Genomic DNA, 20,028 nt, shown 5'->3' with positions numbered 1-20,028 from the left:
CACAGGTGCGGCGCTAGCCTTGGGTGCTACACAGGTGCGGCGCTAGCCTTGGGTGCTACACAGGTGCGGCGCTAGTCTTGGGTGCTACACGGGTGCGGTGCTAGCCTTGGGTGCTACACGGTTCGGGTGGGAGCGGGCTTGCCCGCGAATGGGCCGCATCGCGGCCCCTAGTCAGGCAACAATCGATCGCGGCTGTTGGACAGGTGCAGGCACATCGCCGCCCGTGCCGCATCCGGGTCCTGGCGGCGGATGGCATTGAGTATCGCCTCATGCTCCAGGTTGGCCAGGTACGCATGCCTGGCCAGCTTGGCGCCGGCGCGTTCGGCCAGGGCCATGCGGTTGCGGGGGATCAAGCCGCTGCCGAGCTGGGCCATCATTTCGCTGAAGTACAGGTTGCCGGTGGCCTCGGCGATCAGCAGGTGAAAGCGCCGGTCGGCCTCTATGCAGCTGTCGCCAGCGGCCGCCAAGTCTTGATAGTCGTCCAGCGCCTGGCGCATGCGTGCCACGTGCCCGTCGTCGCGGCGCACTGCGGCGAGGGCGGCGGCCTGGCCTTCCAGGCCGATGCGCAATTCCAGCAGGTCGCGCACGCTGGCGGCGTTTTCGGCGCCAACGCGCAGCCCCGCCTGGGGCTGGCGCTCTATCACGAAGGTACCGATCCCGTGGCGGGGCTCCACCAGCCCTGAGGCCTGCAGCTTCGACAAGGCTTCGCGCACCACGGTGCGGCTGACCCCATGTTCACGCACCAAGGTGTTTTCCGAGGGCAACTTGTCGCCTGGCTTGAAGGTGCCCAGCAAAATCTGCTGCGTCAGGCTGGAGACCAGGTCGTGGGCGCGGCTGTGGCCGCGCACACGGGGGTGTACTGAGTCCATGGTGTGCTCCGTGATATCGATAGCTTGTACGACAAGTTAAAACACAAAAATATTTTCCGCCTATTTTTCTGATCGAGAAGCCTGCCTCGTGCGCGGTTGTTTTTGAACGTTCGCAGCAAATACTCATTTTTACAGCTTGTATTTTGTACTTTTGTCGACGTTATCGATCTTGTCGTACAACTGCACGAGGCCTATGCTCCACCCCACTGTCATGTCAGACAACCCGCATAAAAACAACTAGTGGGAGATCCGCAAGTGAACGACACCCTCGCTCCGTCTGCCGGGAATGATGGCGACGCTCTGGCCAGTGCCGTGGCCAAGGTCAAGCGCCACGTCCTGCCGCTGTTCGTCATCATGTTCATCGTCAACTATCTCGACCGCGTCAACATCGGCTTCGTCCGCCCGCACCTTGAAAGCGACCTGGGCATCAGTGCTGCTGCCTATGGGTTTGGCGCCGGGCTGTTCTTCATCGGCTACGCATTGTTCGAAGTGCCCTCGAACATGCTCCTGCAGCGTGTCGGCGCTCGGCTGTGGCTGACCCGCATCATGTTCACCTGGGGGCTGGTGGCCACGGCCATGGCCTTTGTCCAGACCGAAACCCAGTTCTATGTGCTGCGGTTTTTGTTGGGCGTCGCCGAGGCCGGGTTCTTCCCTGGGGTGATCTACTACTTCACCCGTTGGCTGCCCGGCGCCGAGCGCGGCAAGGCGATTGCGATTTTTCTCAGTGGTTCGGCACTGGCGTCGCTGATCTCCGGCCCGCTGGCCGGGGCCTTGATGCAGATTCAGGGCCTTGGCCTGCATGGCTGGCAGTGGATGCTGTTCATCGAAGGCATGGCCTCGGTAACGCTGTGCTTCTTCGTGTTCTTCTGGCTCGACTCCAAGCCGCAGGATGCCAAGTGGCTGAGCCAGGCCGAGCAGGATGCACTGGTGCACACCATCGACCGCGAGCAGCGTGAGCGGGAGGCCGTCGGTAGCGTCAAGACCTCGGCCTGGAGCCTGCTCAAAGACCGCCAGATCGTGCTGTTCTGCCTGATCTACTTCTGCATCCAGCTGACCATTTATGCCGCGACCTTCTGGCTGCCGAGCATCATCAAGCGCATGGGCGACCTCAGCGACCTGCAGGTTGGCTTCTTCAACTCGATCCCCTGGCTGATCTCGATCCTGGCGATGTACGCCTTCGCGTCCGGCTCGGCACGCTGGAAGTTCCAGCAGGCCTGGGTAGCCGCCGCGCTGGTGGTCGCCGCCATCGGCATGTTCATGTCCACCACCGGTGGGCCGGTGTTCGCCTTTGTCGCCATCTGTTTTGCCGCCATCGGTTTCAAGTCGGCCTCGTCGCTGTTCTGGCCGATCCCCCAGGGCTACCTGGACGCCCGCATCGCGGCGGCAGTGATTGCCCTGATCAACTCGGTCGGCAACCTCGGCGGATTCGTGGCCCCCACCACCTTTGGCCTGCTCGAGCAGCAGACCGGCTCGATCCAGGGCGGCTTGTATGGCCTGGCGGTGACCTCGGTGCTGGCAGCCATCGCCGTGTTCTTCGTACGCACTCGCCCAAAGGGCGCTCCTTCCGATGAGCTCAAGGCGCCTTCGGCCCTGGGCCAGACCCACTGATGACTGCGAGATTAAAACCATGAACATGCAGACGACTCCCGCCGTTCACAGCACCACCCCCGTGGTCACCGATTTGCGCGTGATCCCGGTGGCCGGCCACGACAGCATGCTGCTCAACCTCAGTGGCGCGCATGGCCCGTACTTCACCCGCAACGTGGTAGTGCTGCGCGACAGCGCGGGTAACACTGGCCTGGGCGAGGTGCCGGGTGGCGAGAACATTCGCCAGACCTTGGAAGATGCCCGCAGCCTGGTCGTAGGCCAGCCCATTGGCCACTACCAGCGCGTGCTCAACGCCATGCGCCAAGCCTTCGCCAACCGCGATGCCGGCGGCCGCGGCCTGCAGACTTTTGACCTGCGCATCACCGTGCACGCAGTGACAGCCATCGAATCTGCATTGCTCGACCTGCTTGGCCAGCACCTGAACGTGCCCATGGCCGCACTGCTCGGCGAAGGGCAGCAGCGCGAGGCGGTGAAGATGCTCGGTTACCTGTTCTACATCGGCGACCGCCAGCAGACAGACTTGGCCTACCGCAGCGAAGCGGAGGCGGATGATGACTGGTTCCGCGTGCGCCACGAGAAGGCCCTGACCCCGGACGCGGTCGTGCGCCTGGCCGAAGCTGCCAGGCAGCGCTATGGCTTCAGTGACTTCAAGCTCAAGGGTGGCGTACTGCGCGGTGAGGAAGAGATGGAGGCAGTGACCGCCCTGGCCGAACGCTTCCCCGATGCGTGCATCACCCTCGACCCGAACGGCGCCTGGTCGCTTAAGGAGGCTATCGCCCTGTGCCGTGACAAGCACGACGTGCTGGCCTATGCCGAAGACCCCTGCGGTGCCGAAAACGGCTACTCGGGCCGCGAGGTGATGGCCGAGTTCCGTCGTGCCACGGGGCTGCCTACTGCTACCAACATGATCGCCACCGACTGGCGGCAGATGGGCCACGCCATCCAGTCGCAGTCGGTGGACATCCCCTTGGCCGACCCGCACTTCTGGACCTTGCAGGGCTCGGTGCGGGTGGCGCAGATGTGCAATGACTGGGGGCTGACCTGGGGCTCGCATTCCAACAACCACTTCGACATCTCCCTGGCCATGTTCACCCAGGTGGCTGCCGCTGCGCCGGGTGAAATCACCGCCATCGACACCCACTGGATCTGGCAGGACGGCCAGCGCCTGACGCGTGAGCCGCTGCGTATCGTCGACGGCCATGTGCGCGTGCCAGCGCGCCCAGGGTTGGGTGTGGAGATCGATGAAGACCAACTGGCCAAGGCGCACGAGTGCTACCGCAACATGGGCCTCGGGGCGCGGGATGACAGCGTGGCGATGCAGTTTCTGATACCGGGCTGGCAGTTCGACAACAAGCGCCCTTGCCTGGTGCGCTGAGCCCTTTCTAGCGCGCTACCCAAGCGCCCAACACACCCTCTCTGTAGGAGCAGCCTTGTGCTGCGAAGAGGCCGGTGAACACACAGTGAATCTCTGCTGTGTTCACCGGCCTCTTCGCAGCACAAGGCTGCTCCTACAGTGCATGAAGCCAAGCCCTGACCATGCAGCAAGCGTTGCAGGGCGATGCACACCCACATGAAAAACGATAGCTTCAGACGGCCCGATGGCGCGTTTGGACATGCCAATCGCGACATCTGGCGGGAATGGAAAAGCGTTGTCGTGATCGCACACCTGCGGGACGTTCTCGTGTAATTTTCCTACGCCTTACGGGGCTTAAATGGACCTCGAATTCTGCTGGTGCGTTGCTCTGAATGCGTGCAAAAGGCCAACAACAGCGCGTGAGTGATGTGTCATTCCGATGGACTCTCTAGGAGATAATGTTCGCCTACGCCTGCCCCCCGTCCTTCCTTGTGTCAGCAAAAAGAGAACAAGATCAATGAACACCGTGGGATCTGATGGCAACCTTGCACAAGGTTTCAAGCCGCGTCATGTAACGATGTTGTCCATCGCGGGCATCATCGGTGCAGGACTATTCGTAGGCTCCGGGCACGCGATTGCCGCGGCCGGGCCAGCCACCCTAATTTCTTACTTCGTGGCCGGCACCCTGGTGGTGCTGGTCATGCGCATGCTCGGCGAAATGGCCGTCGCGCACCCTGATACCGGGTCCTTCTCCACCTACGCCGACCAGGCCATTGGCCGCTGGGCTGGCTACACCATTGGCTGGTTGTACTGGTGGTTCTGGGTGTTGGTCATCCCCATCGAGGCACTGGCGGCGGGGCATGTACTGAACGCCTGGTTCCCGCAGGTGGACAGCTGGATCTTCGCACTGGCCTCGGTGCTGCTGTTGGCAGGTACCAACCTGTTCAGCGTGGCCAAGTACGGTGAGTTCGAGTTCTGGTTCGCGATTCTCAAGGTCACCGCCATCCTCGGCTTCATCGGCCTGGGCTTCGCGGCCTTGATGGGTTGGCTGCCAAACCGTGAAGTCAGCGGTTTGAGCACGTTGGTCGCCGAGCACGGCGGTTTCGCGCCCAAGGGCTGGTCTGCCGTCATCGGTGCCTTCATCACCGTGATGTTCAGCTTCATCGGTACCGAGGCCGTGACCATCGCCGCCTCCGAGTCCAGCGACCCGTCCCGCAACATCGCCAAGGCCACCCGCTCGGTGATCTGGCGGATCAGCACCTTCTACATCCTGTCGATCTTCGTGATCATCTCGGTGGTGCCGTGGAACGATCCACAATTGGCGGTGGTGGGCTCTTACCAGCGTGCGCTGGAGATCATGAACATCCCCAACGCAGCCTTCATGGTCGACCTGGTGGTGCTGGTGGCCGTGACCAGCTGCATGAACTCGTCGATCTACATCGCCTCGCGGATGATGTATTCGCTGGCCAAGCGCGGTGACGCACCGGCCTTCCTCAACAAGACCTCCAAGGTCGGCGTGCCGCGCTCGGCGGTATTTGGCAGCACCCTGATCGGCGCGGCCATCGCCATCCTCAACTACTTCGCCCCCAAAGGCGTGTTCGAGTTCCTGTTGGCCAGCTCGGGCGCCATCGCCCTGCTGGTGTACATGGTCATCGCCATCTCCCAGCTGCGCATGCGCCGCCGCCTGGAGCGCGAGAACGCCGACCTGAAGTTCCGCATGTGGCTGTTCCCATGGCTGACCTGGGCGGTGATCATCTTCATCGCCGCGGCGCTGGCGGTGATGATGTATACGCCTGAGCACCGGGTGGAAGTGAGCTCGACACTGGGCCTGGCGATCGTGATTTCCTTCCTGGGGATAGTCACATCGCGGGGGCATACGCAGGCAGTTGCGGCGCGGTCGGTGGGGGGATCGGCTTAATCTTCCAAACAAAAAGTCTCACCACTGTTCACTTAAGAATGCCGGGGCCGCTCTGCGGCCCATCGCGGCACAAGGCCGCTCCCACACCGACCGCGTTATGCCCTATTTACAGGGCATGCGCGAACATTGTGGGAGCGGCCTTGTGCCGCGATGGGCCGCAAAGCGGCCCCAATACAGGCGATGGGGTGAGACGTTTACTGCGGGGGATCAGCGCATCATCTCGATGTACCTGATCACCGCTGGTGCCTTTTCGAAACGCCGATGAATCAGGCTCAGCCATGAGCTGGCCTGGCAATCGGCGATACGCCGGTAATTCACCTGCGCCAGGCTGATGCGCTGCACGACCGACTCCGGCACCACGGCGATGCCCTGGCCCAACGAAACCAAAGTGATTACTGCGACCAGGCTGCCGGGTTGCGGGCCGAGCCGTGGCACGAAACCACCTTGTGCCGAGACTTCGAGCGTGCCGGAAATCTGCTCGGGGAGGATGAAGGTCTCATTGGCCAGGCGGGATGCCGGGATCTGTGGCAACTCATTGATCCGCGAGTTGGCAGGCAGGGCGAGAACGAAACCTTCCTGGTGCAGGGCGATGGCTTCCAGTTCTTCCGGCAGCTCCATCGGCGAGCGCACGTAGGCGAGGTCGAGCAGGCCATCGCGCACGTGTCCAGGCAACTCCAGCATGGGCAGCTCGCGAATGTTCAGGCGCACGTCCGGGTGGCTTTCGCTAAAGCCGGTCACCTGCCGCTGCAGCATGCCCGAATACGCGGCAGAGGCCACATAGCCCATTTCGATACGCCCGCTTTCGCCGCGCCCTGCACGCTGCGCGCCCAGTTGTGCGGCATCGAACTGGCGTACGGCCTGTTCGGCTTCGATCAGCAATGCCTGGCCGGCGGCGGTGAGGTTCACCTCGCGTTGGCTGCGCTCGAACAGGCGCACGCCCAGCTCGCGCTCCATGTCCTGGATCTGCCGGCTGAGGGTAGGCGGAGCGATGCCCAACTGTTCTGCGGCACGGGTGAAATGGCCGTGCTGGGCGACGCAGAGGAAGTAGCGGAAATGGCGGATTTCCATGCGGTGTTACCTGCAAGCTAATGACGCGGGCCACTGCGGCTAACAAGCCGTGGGGCTGATGGCGTTAGGGTGAAGACAACACTACAAGGCTGGTGCCATGGCGGCAAAGGTATCGTTGGTGCCCGTGATATAGACCCTGTGGGAGCGGGTTTACCCGCGAAGAAGGTGACGCGGTATATGGCACCGGCTTTGCCGGTGTTCGCGGGTAAACCCGCTCCCACAGGTCCGTGCAATGCCACTGAATGACACCAGGCCCCATGACAACCAGCCCGCCTTCGGAGCCTTGCCATGCCCACGCCCGCTTCCCCGCGCTTCACCCTGCTCACCGCCTCACTGGTCTGTGCCCTGATTATCCTCGACACCAACATCGTCGCCGTCAGCCTGCCCAGCATCGCCCGCGACCTGTCCGGCGCGTTCGCCGATATCGAATGGGTGGTTAGCGCCTACCTGCTGGCCTTCGCCGCCTGCCTGCTGCCCGCCGGCAGCCTGGCCGACCGCTTTGGCCGACGTCGCCTGCTGCTGATCGGCCTGGCCGTGTTCGGCATCGCCTCGCTGGCCTGCGGCGCAGCCCCCAGCTTAATGTTCCTCAACCTGGCCAGAGCGGCCAAGGGCATCGGCGCCGCCATGCTGCTGACCTCAGCACTCGCCGCCATCGGCCACCGCTTCCACGAACCCCAGGAACGCCTACGCGCCTGGGCCTTCTGGGGTGCCTGCATGGGCGCCACCATCACCTTCGCGCCGCTGCTCGGCGGGGTGATCGCCAGCACGCTGGGCTGGCGCTGGATCTTCTACATCAACCTGCCATTGGTGGCGGTGCTGGCCGTGATGGTACTGCGCAGCGTCGAGCCGTCCCGCGACAGCGCCGCAGCACGCCTCGACCCCTGGGGTAGCCTGACCTTCGCAGGCAGCCTGGGCTACCTGATCTGGGCAATGATCGACGCCAACCAAGTCGGTTGGGGCAGCGCCCAGACCTTGGCGCGGCTGCTGATCAGCGCATTCCTATTCGGCCTGTTCATCATGGTCGAACGCAGCCAGACACGGCCGATGATCGACCTGCGGCTGATGCGCAGCGGGCGTTTCGTGGGTGCCCTGTTGGGCATGTTTGGCTATGCGGCCTGTGCCCAGGTGATGATGACCCTGCTGCCGCTCTACCTGCAAAACGGCCTGCAACTGTCGGCCCTGGCGGCAGGGGCGGGGATGCTGCCGTTCGCCGTGGCCATGCTGCTGACACCCCGCCTGGGCATGCGCCTGGCCACTCACCTGAGCCCGGCCCAGGTGTTCGCCCTCGGCCTGTTGCTGGTGGGCGCGGGCAACCTGCTGTGTGCCTGGGCCGCTGGCTACGGCGGCTACAGCGCTTTTGCCCTGGCCAGCGTGGTGCTGGGCGCGGGGGCAGGGCTGCTCAATGGTGATACGCAGAAAAACATCATGGCCTGCGTGCCCCGTGAGCGTACCGGCATGGCTTCGGGGCTGAGCACCACCACGCGCTTTGGCGCGATCGTGCTGGCCATCGGTGTGCTCGGCGGCGTGCTCGCGGCCCGTAGCGGCCAACTGCTGCACGAGGCCATGGCCGCCGTGGCGCCCGCGCATTTGGGCGAGGTTGCCACGATGGCCACGCGCGTTGCCGCGGGCGACCTGCAGGCGGCTTTAGCCGTGCTGGACCCTGGCCTGCGTGAGGCAGTGGCGCCCTTGGCCCGCAAGGCCTTCATCGGAGGGTTTGAAGCCGTGTTGCACGTGGCAGGCGTGGCGGCGTTGCTGTTCGCGGTGCTGGTCGGCGTGTTACTGAGCCGACCCCTGCCGGCCCTGCAGGATGCACGTTTAACCGAAGGCTAGTGATGAGGCCGCGGGCGCAATGCGATTGTTTCTTCTTGACGCGCAACTAATTCAATTGGCAAATGTCATTGACTGCGCGCCAATTCAGGCTGAAGAAGGAGCTTCACATGCACAATGACGACGTACCTGCCCCAACCATCGAACTGCCTCCCGGCGTATTCCCTCCGATGCCCGGTTATACGAATGCAGACCTGCTGTTTGTCATGAACCAGCCCATCGAAGCGCTGCTTGAACAACACAATGTCGACCCTGGCTTGATTCGCGAAACCAGCATAGCCCTGGTCAGCCATGTGTATGCGGTGTTTGAACGAGAAGATGTCGACTACCAAATCGCCACTTGGTATCAGAAGCCCTATGACGAGCCCTCCAAGCGTGCGCGCAGCGTCGAAATCATCTCGGAACAGTTCGGGGTATTTGCAATAAAGGCTGCCGCCGAATCCTTGAAAGGCTCGCCATTGCTGCATCTGGGTAAGGACTTTTATATGACGTTCGTCAGCCTGGCGGGTACTTCCATCAAAGCGCACATTCTGAAGTTGAATGACCGCGACGACGGGGCACATTCAACGCAAGAATAGGGCGCACGGTAAGCCTGGACGGCAGTGTGGGAGGCTCAATAGCGAGCGTGTGACGTGTGTTGCGCAGAAACCTGAAAATAAATGAGGTGTTTTCTCATTCTCGTTCGGCCTGTAGAGAAGGCCGGAATACAGGCCAGTCTGCCAGCACTCCACGGAGCGAGAAAATGAGTTCGACCCCGGTTCCACAGCGCCACCCCTTCAATCGTGCCCTGCACGGCGCTTTCTTGGGGTTGGTTGTCAGCAGCTATGCCTTGCCGTCGCTTGCGCAACCCTTGGCCACTGATCACAACAACCAACTGCAGCAGTGGAACATCCCGGGAGGCCCGCTGGCGCCGGCGCTCGACCGCTTTGCGCGCCAGGCGGGCATCAGCCTGTCCTACGATGCGCAGAGCATCGGCAACCGCACGACCCAAGGCGTCCAAGGCACGCTCGAGACGCCGGCAGCACTGTCGTCATTGTTGCAGGGGACCGAGTTGCAGCCAGAGCAGCAAGGCCCGAATGCCTACCTGATCATTCCGCAAACCAAGCCTGCTGGCCCGCTTGAACTTGGCGCGACCGAGGACTATCGCCTGGCGCCCGTCATCATCAATGCCAAGGTCAAAGCCAATGCTGACGACGACGCCGACTCGGTGGTCGCCAAAGAGCTGTGGGTGGGTGGCAAAGTCGCGACCAGCATCCTCAACACGCCCGCGTCGGTGTCGGTGGTTACCCGCAAGGAAATGGAGCAGCGCAGCGTCAGCACCACCGAAGAGGCCCTGCTCTATACACCAGGCGTCATCAGTGACTTCTACGGCTCGGACGACCGCAACGACTACTTCCAGATCCGCGGCTTCCAGGCCACCACCTACCGCGACGGCCTGACCTTAAGCTCGATGCGCGGTGTGCGCGAAGACCCCTACGCCTACGAGCGCATCGAAATTTTGCGCGGCGCCAACTCCACCCTGTTCGGCCCGGCCGACCCCGGTGGCTCGGTCAACTTCGTGACCAAACAGCCCCGCTTCGAGCAGTTCGGCCAGGGCTACGTCACTTACGGCTCCTATGACCATGCCGAGACCGGCATCGATGTTGGCGATGCGCTGAATGACGAAAAAACCGTCGCCGGCCGCTTCACCGCCAAGATGCAGAACAGCGACCGCGAGTACGACCACTCGCAAGACGACAACCGCTTCGTGATGGGTGGCCTGACCTGGGCGCCGACCGACTACACCTCGGCCACCGTCATCCTGGACTACCTGAAAACCGACAGCTCGCCCAACAGCGGTGGCTACCCGCTGGACAAGGAATACGACCGCAGCGATTTTTACGGTGAGCCCAGCTACAACTTCCACAAGGTCGAGCGCACCAGCCTCAGCGGCAACATCACCCACGACTTCGACAACGGCTTCGTGCTGCGCAGCAACCTGCGTTACAGCGAGCTGAGCGATGACTTCGGCTACGCCTACCTGAGCGACAGCCCTACGCGTGTTGGCACCACGATCCCACGCTACGTGTTTGGTACCGACAGCGATGCCGACCAACTCAACGGCAACCTGATGCTGCAATACGATGCCCAGTTCGAGCACATCGACAGCAGCACCCTGGTGGGTGTGGAGTACCTCGACTCCACCACCAAGCAAAGCTCCGTCTACGGCCTGGCGCCTTCCATCGATATCGCCAACCCAATCTTCACCGGCGTGCCGGGCGATATCTCGCCGTATACCCGCAAAAAGAACGACGCCACGACCAAGGCTGTTTTCCTGCAGCAGAACTTGTCGTTCTACGACCGCGTCATTGCTACCGCAGGTGTGCGTAACGACTCCATGGACCTGTCCAGCAAGGAGTACATCGGCGGCGCCTCGAGTGAAAACGACAGCTTCTCCGAAACCTCTTACCGCGGTGCGTTGACCTATATCGTCAACGATGAAGTATCGACCTACGTGAGCATGGTGGAATCCGTTTCGCCGCCACAGGTTGGCGTTACCCCGCAAACGGGCCGGCAGTACGAAGTGGGCGTGAAGTATTCGCCCATGGGCATGGATGCGTTGTTCTCTGCAGCCATTTATGACCTGACGCAGGAGAACGTCACCATTGCCGTGGTGTTGCCGAGCGGCATCATCGAGCAGCAGACGGTGGGTGAGTCTCGCGTGCGCGGCCTGGACCTGGAAGCCAAGGCGCAGGTGACGCAAGACATCAGCGTGATCGGGGCTTATTCGTATATGGAGTCTGAAGTGCTGCGTGGGTCGTTGTATGACGGCTCGTCGCTGAAGGGTAAAGAGTTCACCACGGCGCCCAAGCATTCTGCCTCGCTTTGGAGCTACTACAGCATTCCTGATACTGACGTGAGCGTTGGGCTGGGGGCGCGGTATGTGGGGGCCTATTACATGGATGCGGCCAATACCAAGAAAAGCGATGGGACCACGCTGTTTGATGCGGCTTTGAATTACAAGATTGCCAAGGGGACCGACCTTGCGCTGAATGTGAGCAATCTGTTTGATGAGCAGCATGTGGTGGGGTCGGGGACTGCGAACTATTACAACCCGGGGCGGGAGGTTACGGCTAAGTTGAGTTACAGCTGGTAAGGCGATTTCTGGATTGTGAAGTGCCCGCCGTATGGCGTAATGCTGTTCACTTAAGTTATCCATCGCCTGTATTGGGGCCGCTTTGCGGCCCATCGCGGCACAAGGCCGCTCCCACAATGTTCGCGCATGCCTTGTAAATAGGGGTATAACGCGGTCGGTGTAGGAGCGGCCTTGTGCCGGGATGGGCCGCAGAGCGGCCCCGGCATTCTTAAGTGAACAGCATTACGCCGTATGGCGGGCATTGCCAACATCCTTGTGTAGACGCTTTTTCCAATGAGAGACTAAGTAGTCGATCTAACGAGTGGGATTGCAGGTCGGCACCTGCATCCACGGAGAAAGCATGAGAAAAGTCGATCCTCAGAAACACCAGGCCAAGCTGCAGCACATCCTCGAAGCCGCTGTGGCGTGCTTTGCCGAGAAAGGTTTTCGCGGCACTTCGACCAACGAAATCTGTGCAGCTGCGGGGATGAGCCCAGGCAACCTGTTCCACTACTTCCCCAACAAACAGGCCGTGATCGAGGCCATTGTGGAGGAGGACCGGCGCGAAATGAGCGAACGCTTCGCCCAACTTGCCGAAGAGCCCGATGCCATTCTGGCAATCGAGCGATTGGCCAAAGACCTCCTCAAACAGTGCGCCGACCCTGTCTACGCTAAGATCGGGGTCGAAGTCGTTGCCGAGAGCATGCGCAACCCCGAGATGGCCACCTTGTTCGCTGCCAGCGAGGCTTCGATCAAGGGCGACCTGGTAACGCTTCTACGGCGGGGGATCGCCCAAGGTCAGATCGATGCATCCCTGGATCCGAAGATCGCTGCCACCTGGCTCATTGCGCTCATTGACGGTGCAGTCTCCCGCTCCGTGCTGGACCGGGACTTCAAGCCCAAAGCCTATACGCCAACACTGATGCGCATGATCCGGCGCTTTCTCGAATAAACCGTCGCACGCGGCTCTAGCGAGTGCAGGCCGGTTGCCCGATGGATTGGGCGTGCAGCCGGACCACGCGTTGGGCCGCAAACAAGGCCAACAGGGGCGCCAACGCGAACACGCCAAACAGCCAAGCTGCAGCGCTGGCCGTACCCTCGATACCGCCTGGGTCCGTCAGCCCGGCAAGGTTTGCCACCATGCCGGCCAGCGCCGCACCGAGTGCTGTGGCAAACAGTTGCACGGTTGTGATGGACGCTGCAGCCAAGCCCTGCTCGCCAGCCGACGCGACCTGAAACACGCGGGTCAGCAGATGCGGCCAAGCCAGGCCCACCCCCAACCCGATGGCAACCAGGGCCAGGCAGATGGGCGTGATCGTCAGCCAGCCACCTGCACTCTCGGCTCGAATCAGCACGGCAAGCGTCACCATGCCGGCCAACCCAAGGATCGGGCCGGCGAGGATGGCGCGCCTGACGCCGTTGTCACTCGCCCCAGCACTGGCAAGCGAGCCGAGCGTCCACCCGGCCGCCATGAGCGCGGCAAGATAGCCGGCGGCGAGGGGGGATTGATGGTGAAGCACCTGAAGGAACAGCGGCACGAAAATCTCGCCACTGGTCACGGCGACGGCCAGCAGCGACATCGTCGCATACAGTGCGCCCAACGCAGACGTGACGCTGAAAGCACCTGTCGGCAGCAGCTTATGGCGTGAGCGGCTTTCAGTGCCCATCAGCAGCGCGGTGAAGATAACGGCGGCGCCCAGCCCGGCGATGTTCCAGAGCAGGCCAGGCAAGACACTGCCGGCCGAAACGGCCAACACTGCCAACGTCAAAAACAGCAACTGGGCCAGTGGCAGCGGCGCGCGGCCAACGCGTTCATCGGTGCGCTTGGGCAGCACAACGGCCGCCAGCAGTGCGAACAACACGGCGACGGGGATGAGTGACCAGAACGCGGCGCGCCAGGCGCCGAGCTCGGCGAAAATACCGCCGACTGCCGGGCCGACCAACGTCGCCACCCCCCACATGCCCGAAACCAGCGCCATTGCCCGCGGCCATAACGCTTCATGGAAAACCAGCCGGATCATGGCGTAGGAGAGGGCGAACAGAAACCCTCCGCCGAGCCCCTGAACCAGGCGGCCGGCCAACATGATCGGCATCGATGGGGCAAACGCACACAGCAGCGCGCCGCTGGCAAACACCAGTGTGGCGATGATGTAGGCGCCTCGCGGCCCCGCACCGCCAAGCAACCGCGCCGACAATGCCGAACCAAGGATTGAGGCAGCGACGAACAGCGTGGTATTCCACGCGTAATAGTCGATGCCGCCGATGTCCCTGACCACTGAAGGCAGGATCGTGGTGGCAATGTAGACGTTGATCGCATGCAGCACGACGCCCCCAGCCAAGGCGAGCGAGCGCACACCATTGGCGCCTGACAGCAGGGCAGCCCAGCCTGCACTGGCCGGGCGGTTATCCACAGACGTGCGCTGTTCTGGCATGGGTTGCGAACCTGAATCAGGTGAGGCGTGATGCTTGTTCATGTCGGCTCCACTTCGTAAGTTCACCCGCCACTGCGAGTAGGGTTTGCGAAGGCAAACCGACCACCCTTATAAAACCTCAGGTTAAGCTGAGGTCAAGCGGCATTTGAATTCATGTTGGCGATGAGCCCCGCATAAACACCGTTGAGGCTCTCCAGCTCGGTGTGCGTGCCGCATTCAACAACGCGGCCATGTTGCAGAACGACGATTTGGTCAGCATGGCGAATGGTGGACAGGCGGTGTGCAATGGTGATGGTGGTTCGGCCTTTTGACAGGGCCGCCAGGGCAACTTCCATGGCGCGTTCGGTTTTTGTGTCCAACGCACTGGTCGCTTCATCGAGCAGCAGGATCGGAGGGTTGCGCAAGATGGTGCGCGCGAGCGCAAGGCGCTGTTTTTCCCCCCCTGAGAACCGGTATCCGCGATCGCCAACCAGCGTGTCATACCCTTGGGGTAGGGCCGACAGGCTGTCGTGGATCTGCGCAATCTTGGCAGCTGCGATCAACTCTTCATCGGTGGCGTCGGGTTTTGCGAAGCGCAGGTTTTCCGCCACGGAGGCGTACAGCAGATACGGTTCTTGTGTAACGACACCCAGCAGATCGGTCACCGTTTCAAAACTCAGCGTCCGCACATCCACGCCGTCATAGCGGATTTCACCGGCCGAGACATCGTAAAGACGCGCCAGCAGATAACCCAGCGTGGTCTTGCCCGAGCCTGTCGAACCTACGATGGCGACGCTGGAGCCGGCAGGAATATCGATTGATACATCAGTCAGCGTCGGTTGCAGGTTGGCAGGGTAAGAGAAGCTGACGTTTTTCAGTTGCACTGCGCCTTGCATGTGCAGCCGGTCCAACGTGATGGCATCCGGTTTTTCGGTGATCTCTACCGGCTGGTCGAGGTACTGGAAAACACGGGTGAACAAGGCGCGGGTAGTGCGCATTTCGCGGCCAATCTCCAGCAGCCCTTCCAGTGGCCAGAGCAACTGCTCCTGCAAAGCGATCATCGCCACCAGCGTGCCGATAGTTGCCGGAACCCCGGCGTTCAGCAGCAGGCCGCCCAGCAACAGCGTGAGGGCCGGGAACATCGACAACATCAACAGGATCAATTGCCATTGCCACTCGCCTGCAGTGTGGGAGCGGACCTCAAGGCTTGCGACTTCTTTCGAGGTACGCGTGAAGCGTTGAGTCAAATGTGCTGCGCGCCCAAGGGTACGCGCCAGGATCACACCCGAAATCGACAGCGACTCTTGAACCGCTGCAGACATATCGCCAAGGCGGACCTGTTGTTCGTGCGTAATGCTTTCCCGCAGCTTGCCGACGCGGTCGCTCAGCAGGATGGAGATCGGCACCGCAATCATCGAAAACAGCGCAAGCCGCCAGTCGAGTAGAAACATGGCGATGGTGGTCATTACCACGATGCTGAAGTTACGCGCCAACTCGTTGGCTGTGTGGGTAACGAGCGTTTGCAGGCCACCGATATCGCTGGCGATGCGTGACTGGATTTCGCCAGAGCGTGTTGCTGTGAAGAACGACAGCGAGAGCGATTGCAGGTGTGAGTAAAGCCTCACGCGCAGGTCATGCATGATCGACTGGCCGATTTTCGTCGACATGACAATTTGCAGCGTATTCAGCCCTGCCGTTAGCGCGGCAACGCCAATCAGCCCACCCGCGAGGTACACCAGCAGGCGCATGTTGGCGTTAGGTAACGCCTCGTCAATGATCGCCCGCAGCAGGAAAGGGGACGCCATGCCGATCGCGGAACACACCAGGATCAGGCAGATGACCCGCGCGATTTGCATCTTATAGGGAACGAACAGCGCGATGATCCGGCTTGCCGAGACATGCTTGGCGGCAAGGTCATGGTAGCTGTCGGCTTTTGCTGTGCCATGTTCAGTCATTTTTGTTCCGGCCCTGTAGGCGCTGAATGGTTGCTCACCCTCGGTGAGCGTTCCTTGTATCGATTTCCCTGTGCCGAGGCCGCTGCGGCGCCCTGGACGCTTCACTCTGTGCGAGCGTATTCTAGACTAAGTGCTTAGTCTATAAATCGCAATGGGATGAGCCGGGCTACTTGCGCCGGTACAAGGAGAGATTGGCGTGCGAACAAAATTAGGGATGTTGGCTTTGGCAGGTGGCCTGTCGATGCTGCTGGGGCTGGCCGTGTTTGTTGTCCAGAACGTATCCGACTTTGAGCTCGACGATGCGCAAGTCTCTACGTTGAAGTTTCGCTCGGGTGACGTGGACGTGGTCGGAACGTTGGTACTGCCGATGGATGTGCAATCTGTCGTGCTGCTCATTCACGGTGACGGCCCTATGGACCGCTTCGCATCCCGTGGGTATTTACCGCTAATCAATAGCCTGCTCGACGCGGGGGTGGGTGTGTTTACCTGGGACAAACAGGGCATAGGGGAGAGCGACGGCAATTGGCTCAACCAGTCGATGTCAGACCGCGCTGCTGAGGCGCTGGCCGCACTGGCACGTGTGCGTGAAGAACCTCGTGTAGCTGGGCGTAGTGTTGGTTTTCTGGGGTTCTCTCAAGGTGGTTGGGTGATACCGCGGGCCGCCAGTGAAGGGGACCCTGACTTCTCGGTAATTATCGGCGGGGCGGTTAATTGGCGACGCCAAGGCATGTACTACACCGGGTTGCGATTGGCGGGCGAGGGGCGCACCCCAACTGAAGTTGAAGTGAAGGTGCGCGAGGAGTACGAAAAAAACGACAAAGTATTCGGCCATCCCAATGAACATAACGCCCCTGATGGTTTTGCCGAAATGGACCGTGACCGCTTCAATTTCGTCCTCAAAAATTACAACGAAGACGTGACGCCAGCATTGAAAACCATGAAAGGGCCGGTGCTGGCGGTTTGGGGCGCGCAGGATGTGAATGTCAATGCGGCCGAAGACTCGAGCGTCTACAAGGCGTTATTTTCTGGTGCCAGTGGAAGGCAAGTTGTCCTAGTCCCCAACGCCACGCACAGCTTGTTAAGGGCTGAGCTATTCAATTATCAGTTGGTCTCGCAATTGCCCTTATGGAAGCAGTATCTGTTCGTGGCGCTTGGGCGTCACGCCTATGCGCCCGGCACGCTGGCGTTCATCAGTGACTGGATCAAGCGCCCAGCAGGTCTTTGAACAGAGGCTCCTGTGCCAGCCGAGCACGGCTAGCTTCAAGCGTTGAGCGCACGGCCTCATCACCGAATACCAAGCCCTGCAGGTAGGTGAAGTGCGGATGGAGCAGCCCGAGGGTATTCAGTACCTGGTGCAGGTAAGGCGTCAGAAAGTCCGGTTGCCGCGCTGACTCGCCTTGGTGAAAACCACCTGAGCCCACCAACACGTACACCGGACGCTGTTTCAGAAGGCCGATTTTGCCTTCAGGGGTTGAGCGGAATGTCCGGTGAATACGTAGGACGTAATCGACCCAGAGCTTGAGCGCAGCGGGCAGCGTGAAGTTGTGCATTGGGGTGGCAATGAACAGGATGTCGCAGCGCTCCAACTCGCCGATCAGCGCTTCTGAGTGCTCGAACACCGGTGAGTCGAACGGCGTGGGGGTCGCCAGGGCATGGGCATAGTCCATGTCGAGCGGTGGCAGCGGGTACCGGCCCAGGTCGCGCTCGACCAGTTCAAGCCGCGGATACCGATGGCGCAGCGTTGCCACTAACTCGACTGCCAACTGATTGGCATGGGATACGTGGCCATGCGGGCTGGCATTGATCAAGAGCACATTGTTCATGCTGGGTTCTCTGTTTGAAGGTTCTGTGTGAAGTGCATGCCGTGAGCCAGCAGCCCCTGACGGAAATAGAAGCGTTGGGCCAACGGCATATGCAGCCCAGTGTCCAACACAAAGTGGGCGCAACCGCGCCGTACGGCCTCTTCCCGAACAGCGCTCAACAGCCAGGTACCCAGGCTGCTGCGCTGAACATCAGGCCGTACCACCAAATCGTCCACGTAGAGGAAGCGCCCGTAGAGCAGGTTTTCCAGCTCGCGATAACCGGCCAAGCCGACGATCTGTTCACCGTCCCAGGCGGCCAGCAAACGGTAACCCTGCCCAGTCTGCCGAGCCAATTGATCGACATAGGCATCCAGTTGGGTGAGGTGCGGCCGCAGTACCCGCATCAGGTCAAAACTGGCCTGAAAGGTTTCCAGGTCTTCGAGGTGTTGCAGTGTGTAATTCATGACCATTGTCCGCTGTGGAGTGATAGCTGACCTTAGTGCGGCAATGGCTTAAGCTGCAGGGCCATAAAATACATAAATGACTGGGCCATGATGCTTCCTATCAAGCTGGATCGCGGCCAGTCAGTGCCGATCTACCGTCAGCTGTATCTGCGCTTTCGTGAGTCCATTGCCTATGGCCGCTTGCGCCCGGGTGACCGAGTACCGGCGGTACGCGCGTTGGCGGCAGAGCTCAATCTGGCCCGCGGTACGGTCGAAGCGGCTTATCAGTTGCTGATGGGGGAGGGCTACCTGACCGCGCGCGGCGCCGCCGGCACGGTGGTCACACCGCAACTGCCACCCATGTCCTCACCCACGCACCACCCCCTGGTGGCCTCGACGGCGTATCAGCCCACCCATTCAGGGGCGCAGCCATTAGCCCTGCAGATGGGCCTACCGGCGCTGGACGCCTTCCCCCGCAAACTCTGGACAAGACTGGCAGGCCGCCAGCTGCGCCAGGCTGGCCTTGAAGGGCTGGTCTACCCCGACCCACGAGGGCATGCCCCGTTGCGCGCGGCCATCGCCACCTACCTGGGCATTTCACGGGGCATTACCTGCCACCCGGAGCAGGTGTTCGTGTGTGCAGGCTATCGAGCGTGCCTCGACCTCATCAGCCACACGTTAATGCGCCAAGGCGATGGTTGCTGGATGGAAGAGCCAGGGTATTTCATGGCCAGGAATGCCCTGCTGGAGGCTGGCGCACAGTTGGTGCCGGTTCCCGTGGATGAAGACGGGCTCGACGTCGCGCAAGGCATTGCCCGAGCCCCCGACGCACGCTTCGCCGTGGTTACGCCGACCCACCAGAGCCCGCTGGGCGTATCCCTGTCACTGCCGCGCCGGTTGGCGCTGTTGGACTGGGCCAACCAGCGCGGTAGCTGGGTGATCGAAGATGATTACGACAGTGAGTACCGCTACCAAGGCAAGCCCTTGCCCGCGCTCAAGAGCCTCGACCAGCAGGGGCGCGTGCTTTATACCGGCACCTTTAGCAAGGTGCTGTTTCCGGGGTTGCGCTTGGCTTATCTGGTGGTGCCGGCGGAGCAGAGCGAGGCGTTTGCCCGCCAGGCGGACCGGTTGCATAACCACTGCCCGCAGGTGTTGCAGGCGACTGTTAGCGCGTTTTTGCAGGAGGGGCACTTTGCGCGGCATTTGAAGAAGATGCGCGGGCTTTATGGGGTTCGGCGGCGGTGGTTGGTTGAGGCGCTGCAGGCGCAGTTTGGGGAGCGGCTGTTGATTGACCCTCAGGCGGGGGGCATGCATTTGGTCGCGGGGCTTTGTGAAGGGGACGATCGGGAGATTTCCCTACGTGCTCGGGCGGTTGGGGTTGCGGTTGAGCCGTTGTCGCAGTGGTATATGGACGGGGGGCGTAGGCAGGGGTTGGTGCTTGGGTTTACTAATATTGTTAGTGCGGAGGAGGCGTTCGGGGTCGCTGATCGGTTGGCTCGGATTGTTCGGGGGTGATCCAGGTGCAAAAAGACGCCCGAGGGCGTAATGCCAGTCACTTAGGCGACATCGGCTGTAATTGGGGCTGCTGTGCAGCCCATTGCAGCTCCTACAGGTGAGCGAGATTCACATGAAATACGCCACCCCTGTAGGAGCTGGCT

Annotated in this window: 15 protein-coding genes; 9 read left to right on the top strand and 6 right to left on the bottom strand. The window is 61.5% G+C overall.

Going from position 1 to position 20,028, the window contains the following annotated elements; all coding sequences use genetic code 11:
• Positions 1-167 precede the first annotated feature (167 nt).
• Positions 168-869: a FadR/GntR family transcriptional regulator gene (locus AC5PZ0_RS18345; RefSeq protein WP_493855462.1), complete on the bottom strand. Its 702-nt coding sequence runs from the start codon at positions 867-869 to the stop codon at positions 168-170.
• Positions 870-1,124: 255 nt separating this feature from the next.
• Between AC5PZ0_RS18345 and AC5PZ0_RS18340 the strand changes: the two genes are divergently transcribed.
• The 3 genes from AC5PZ0_RS18340 to gabP all read left to right on the top strand — a co-directional run bounded on the left by AC5PZ0_RS18340 (position 1,125) and on the right by gabP (position 5,749).
• On the top strand, positions 1,125-2,477 hold the full coding sequence (locus AC5PZ0_RS18340; RefSeq protein WP_099430513.1) for an MFS transporter: 1,353 nt from the start codon (positions 1,125-1,127) through the stop codon (positions 2,475-2,477).
• 19 nt (positions 2,478-2,496) lie between these two features.
• A complete protein-coding gene (gene gudD / locus AC5PZ0_RS18335) occupies positions 2,497-3,852 on the top strand; it encodes a glucarate dehydratase (RefSeq protein WP_493855461.1) in 1,356 nt (451 codons plus the stop codon).
• Positions 3,853-4,348: 496 nt separating this feature from the next.
• Positions 4,349-5,749: a GABA permease gene (gabP, locus tag AC5PZ0_RS18330; RefSeq protein ID WP_493855460.1), complete on the top strand. Its 1,401-nt coding sequence runs from the start codon at positions 4,349-4,351 to the stop codon at positions 5,747-5,749.
• Positions 5,750-5,956: 207 nt separating this feature from the next.
• On the opposite strand, the gene AC5PZ0_RS18325 is transcribed toward gabP, so the two are convergent.
• Entirely contained in the window at positions 5,957-6,817 is an 861-nt protein-coding gene (locus tag AC5PZ0_RS18325; RefSeq protein ID WP_493855459.1) for a LysR family transcriptional regulator, read from the bottom strand.
• A gap of 288 nt (positions 6,818-7,105) precedes the next feature.
• On the opposite strand from AC5PZ0_RS18325, the gene AC5PZ0_RS18320 reads away from it, so the two are divergent.
• The 4 genes from AC5PZ0_RS18320 to AC5PZ0_RS18305 all read left to right on the top strand — a co-directional run bounded on the left by AC5PZ0_RS18320 (position 7,106) and on the right by AC5PZ0_RS18305 (position 12,711).
• Positions 7,106-8,647 (top strand): MFS transporter, encoded by a 1,542-nt coding sequence (locus AC5PZ0_RS18320; protein ID WP_493855458.1) that lies wholly within the window; start codon positions 7,106-7,108, stop codon positions 8,645-8,647.
• A gap of 107 nt (positions 8,648-8,754) precedes the next feature.
• On the top strand, positions 8,755-9,222 hold the full coding sequence (locus AC5PZ0_RS18315; RefSeq protein ID WP_099430509.1) for a hypothetical protein: 468 nt from the start codon (positions 8,755-8,757) through the stop codon (positions 9,220-9,222).
• Positions 9,223-9,386: 164 nt separating this feature from the next.
• Entirely contained in the window at positions 9,387-11,780 is a 2,394-nt protein-coding gene (locus AC5PZ0_RS18310; RefSeq protein WP_493855457.1) for a TonB-dependent siderophore receptor, read from the top strand.
• Between the two features lie 340 nt (positions 11,781-12,120).
• Positions 12,121-12,711, top strand: a complete 591-nt coding sequence (locus tag AC5PZ0_RS18305; RefSeq protein ID WP_493855456.1) for a TetR/AcrR family transcriptional regulator — start codon at positions 12,121-12,123, stop codon at positions 12,709-12,711.
• Between the two features lie 16 nt (positions 12,712-12,727).
• Here AC5PZ0_RS18305 and AC5PZ0_RS18300 read toward each other — a convergent pair whose 3' ends face one another.
• Both AC5PZ0_RS18300 and AC5PZ0_RS18295 read right to left on the bottom strand, forming a co-directional pair.
• Positions 12,728-14,191, bottom strand: a complete 1,464-nt coding sequence (locus AC5PZ0_RS18300; RefSeq protein WP_493855519.1) for an MFS transporter — start codon at positions 14,189-14,191, stop codon at positions 12,728-12,730.
• Positions 14,192-14,325: 134 nt separating this feature from the next.
• A complete protein-coding gene (locus AC5PZ0_RS18295; protein ID WP_493855455.1) occupies positions 14,326-16,125 on the bottom strand; it encodes an ABC transporter ATP-binding protein in 1,800 nt (599 codons plus the stop codon).
• Positions 16,126-16,321: 196 nt separating this feature from the next.
• On the opposite strand from AC5PZ0_RS18295, the gene AC5PZ0_RS18290 reads away from it, so the two are divergent.
• Entirely contained in the window at positions 16,322-17,350 is a 1,029-nt protein-coding gene (locus tag AC5PZ0_RS18290; protein WP_493855454.1) for an alpha/beta hydrolase family protein, read from the top strand.
• Here the strand turns inward: AC5PZ0_RS18290 and AC5PZ0_RS18285 are convergent.
• Positions 17,328-17,948: an FMN-dependent NADH-azoreductase gene (locus AC5PZ0_RS18285; RefSeq protein WP_085274248.1), complete on the bottom strand. Its 621-nt coding sequence runs from the start codon at positions 17,946-17,948 to the stop codon at positions 17,328-17,330. The two genes, AC5PZ0_RS18290 and AC5PZ0_RS18285, sit on opposite strands and share 23 nt — an antisense overlap.
• On the bottom strand, positions 17,945-18,391 hold the full coding sequence (locus AC5PZ0_RS18280; protein WP_493855453.1) for a GNAT family N-acetyltransferase: 447 nt from the start codon (positions 18,389-18,391) through the stop codon (positions 17,945-17,947). The genes AC5PZ0_RS18285 and AC5PZ0_RS18280 overlap by 4 nt, the downstream gene beginning before the upstream one ends.
• Positions 18,392-18,478: 87 nt before the next feature.
• Between AC5PZ0_RS18280 and pdxR the strand changes: the two genes are divergently transcribed.
• Positions 18,479-19,885, top strand: coding sequence for a MocR-like pyridoxine biosynthesis transcription factor PdxR (gene pdxR, locus AC5PZ0_RS18275; RefSeq protein WP_493855452.1), 1,407 nt, complete (start codon positions 18,479-18,481; stop codon positions 19,883-19,885).
• Positions 19,886-20,028: the final 143 nt, after the last annotated feature.

It is taken from the genome of Pseudomonas sp. 5.2 (assembly GCF_059025405.1).
This window is presented reverse-complemented; position numbering and strand designations above follow the sequence as displayed.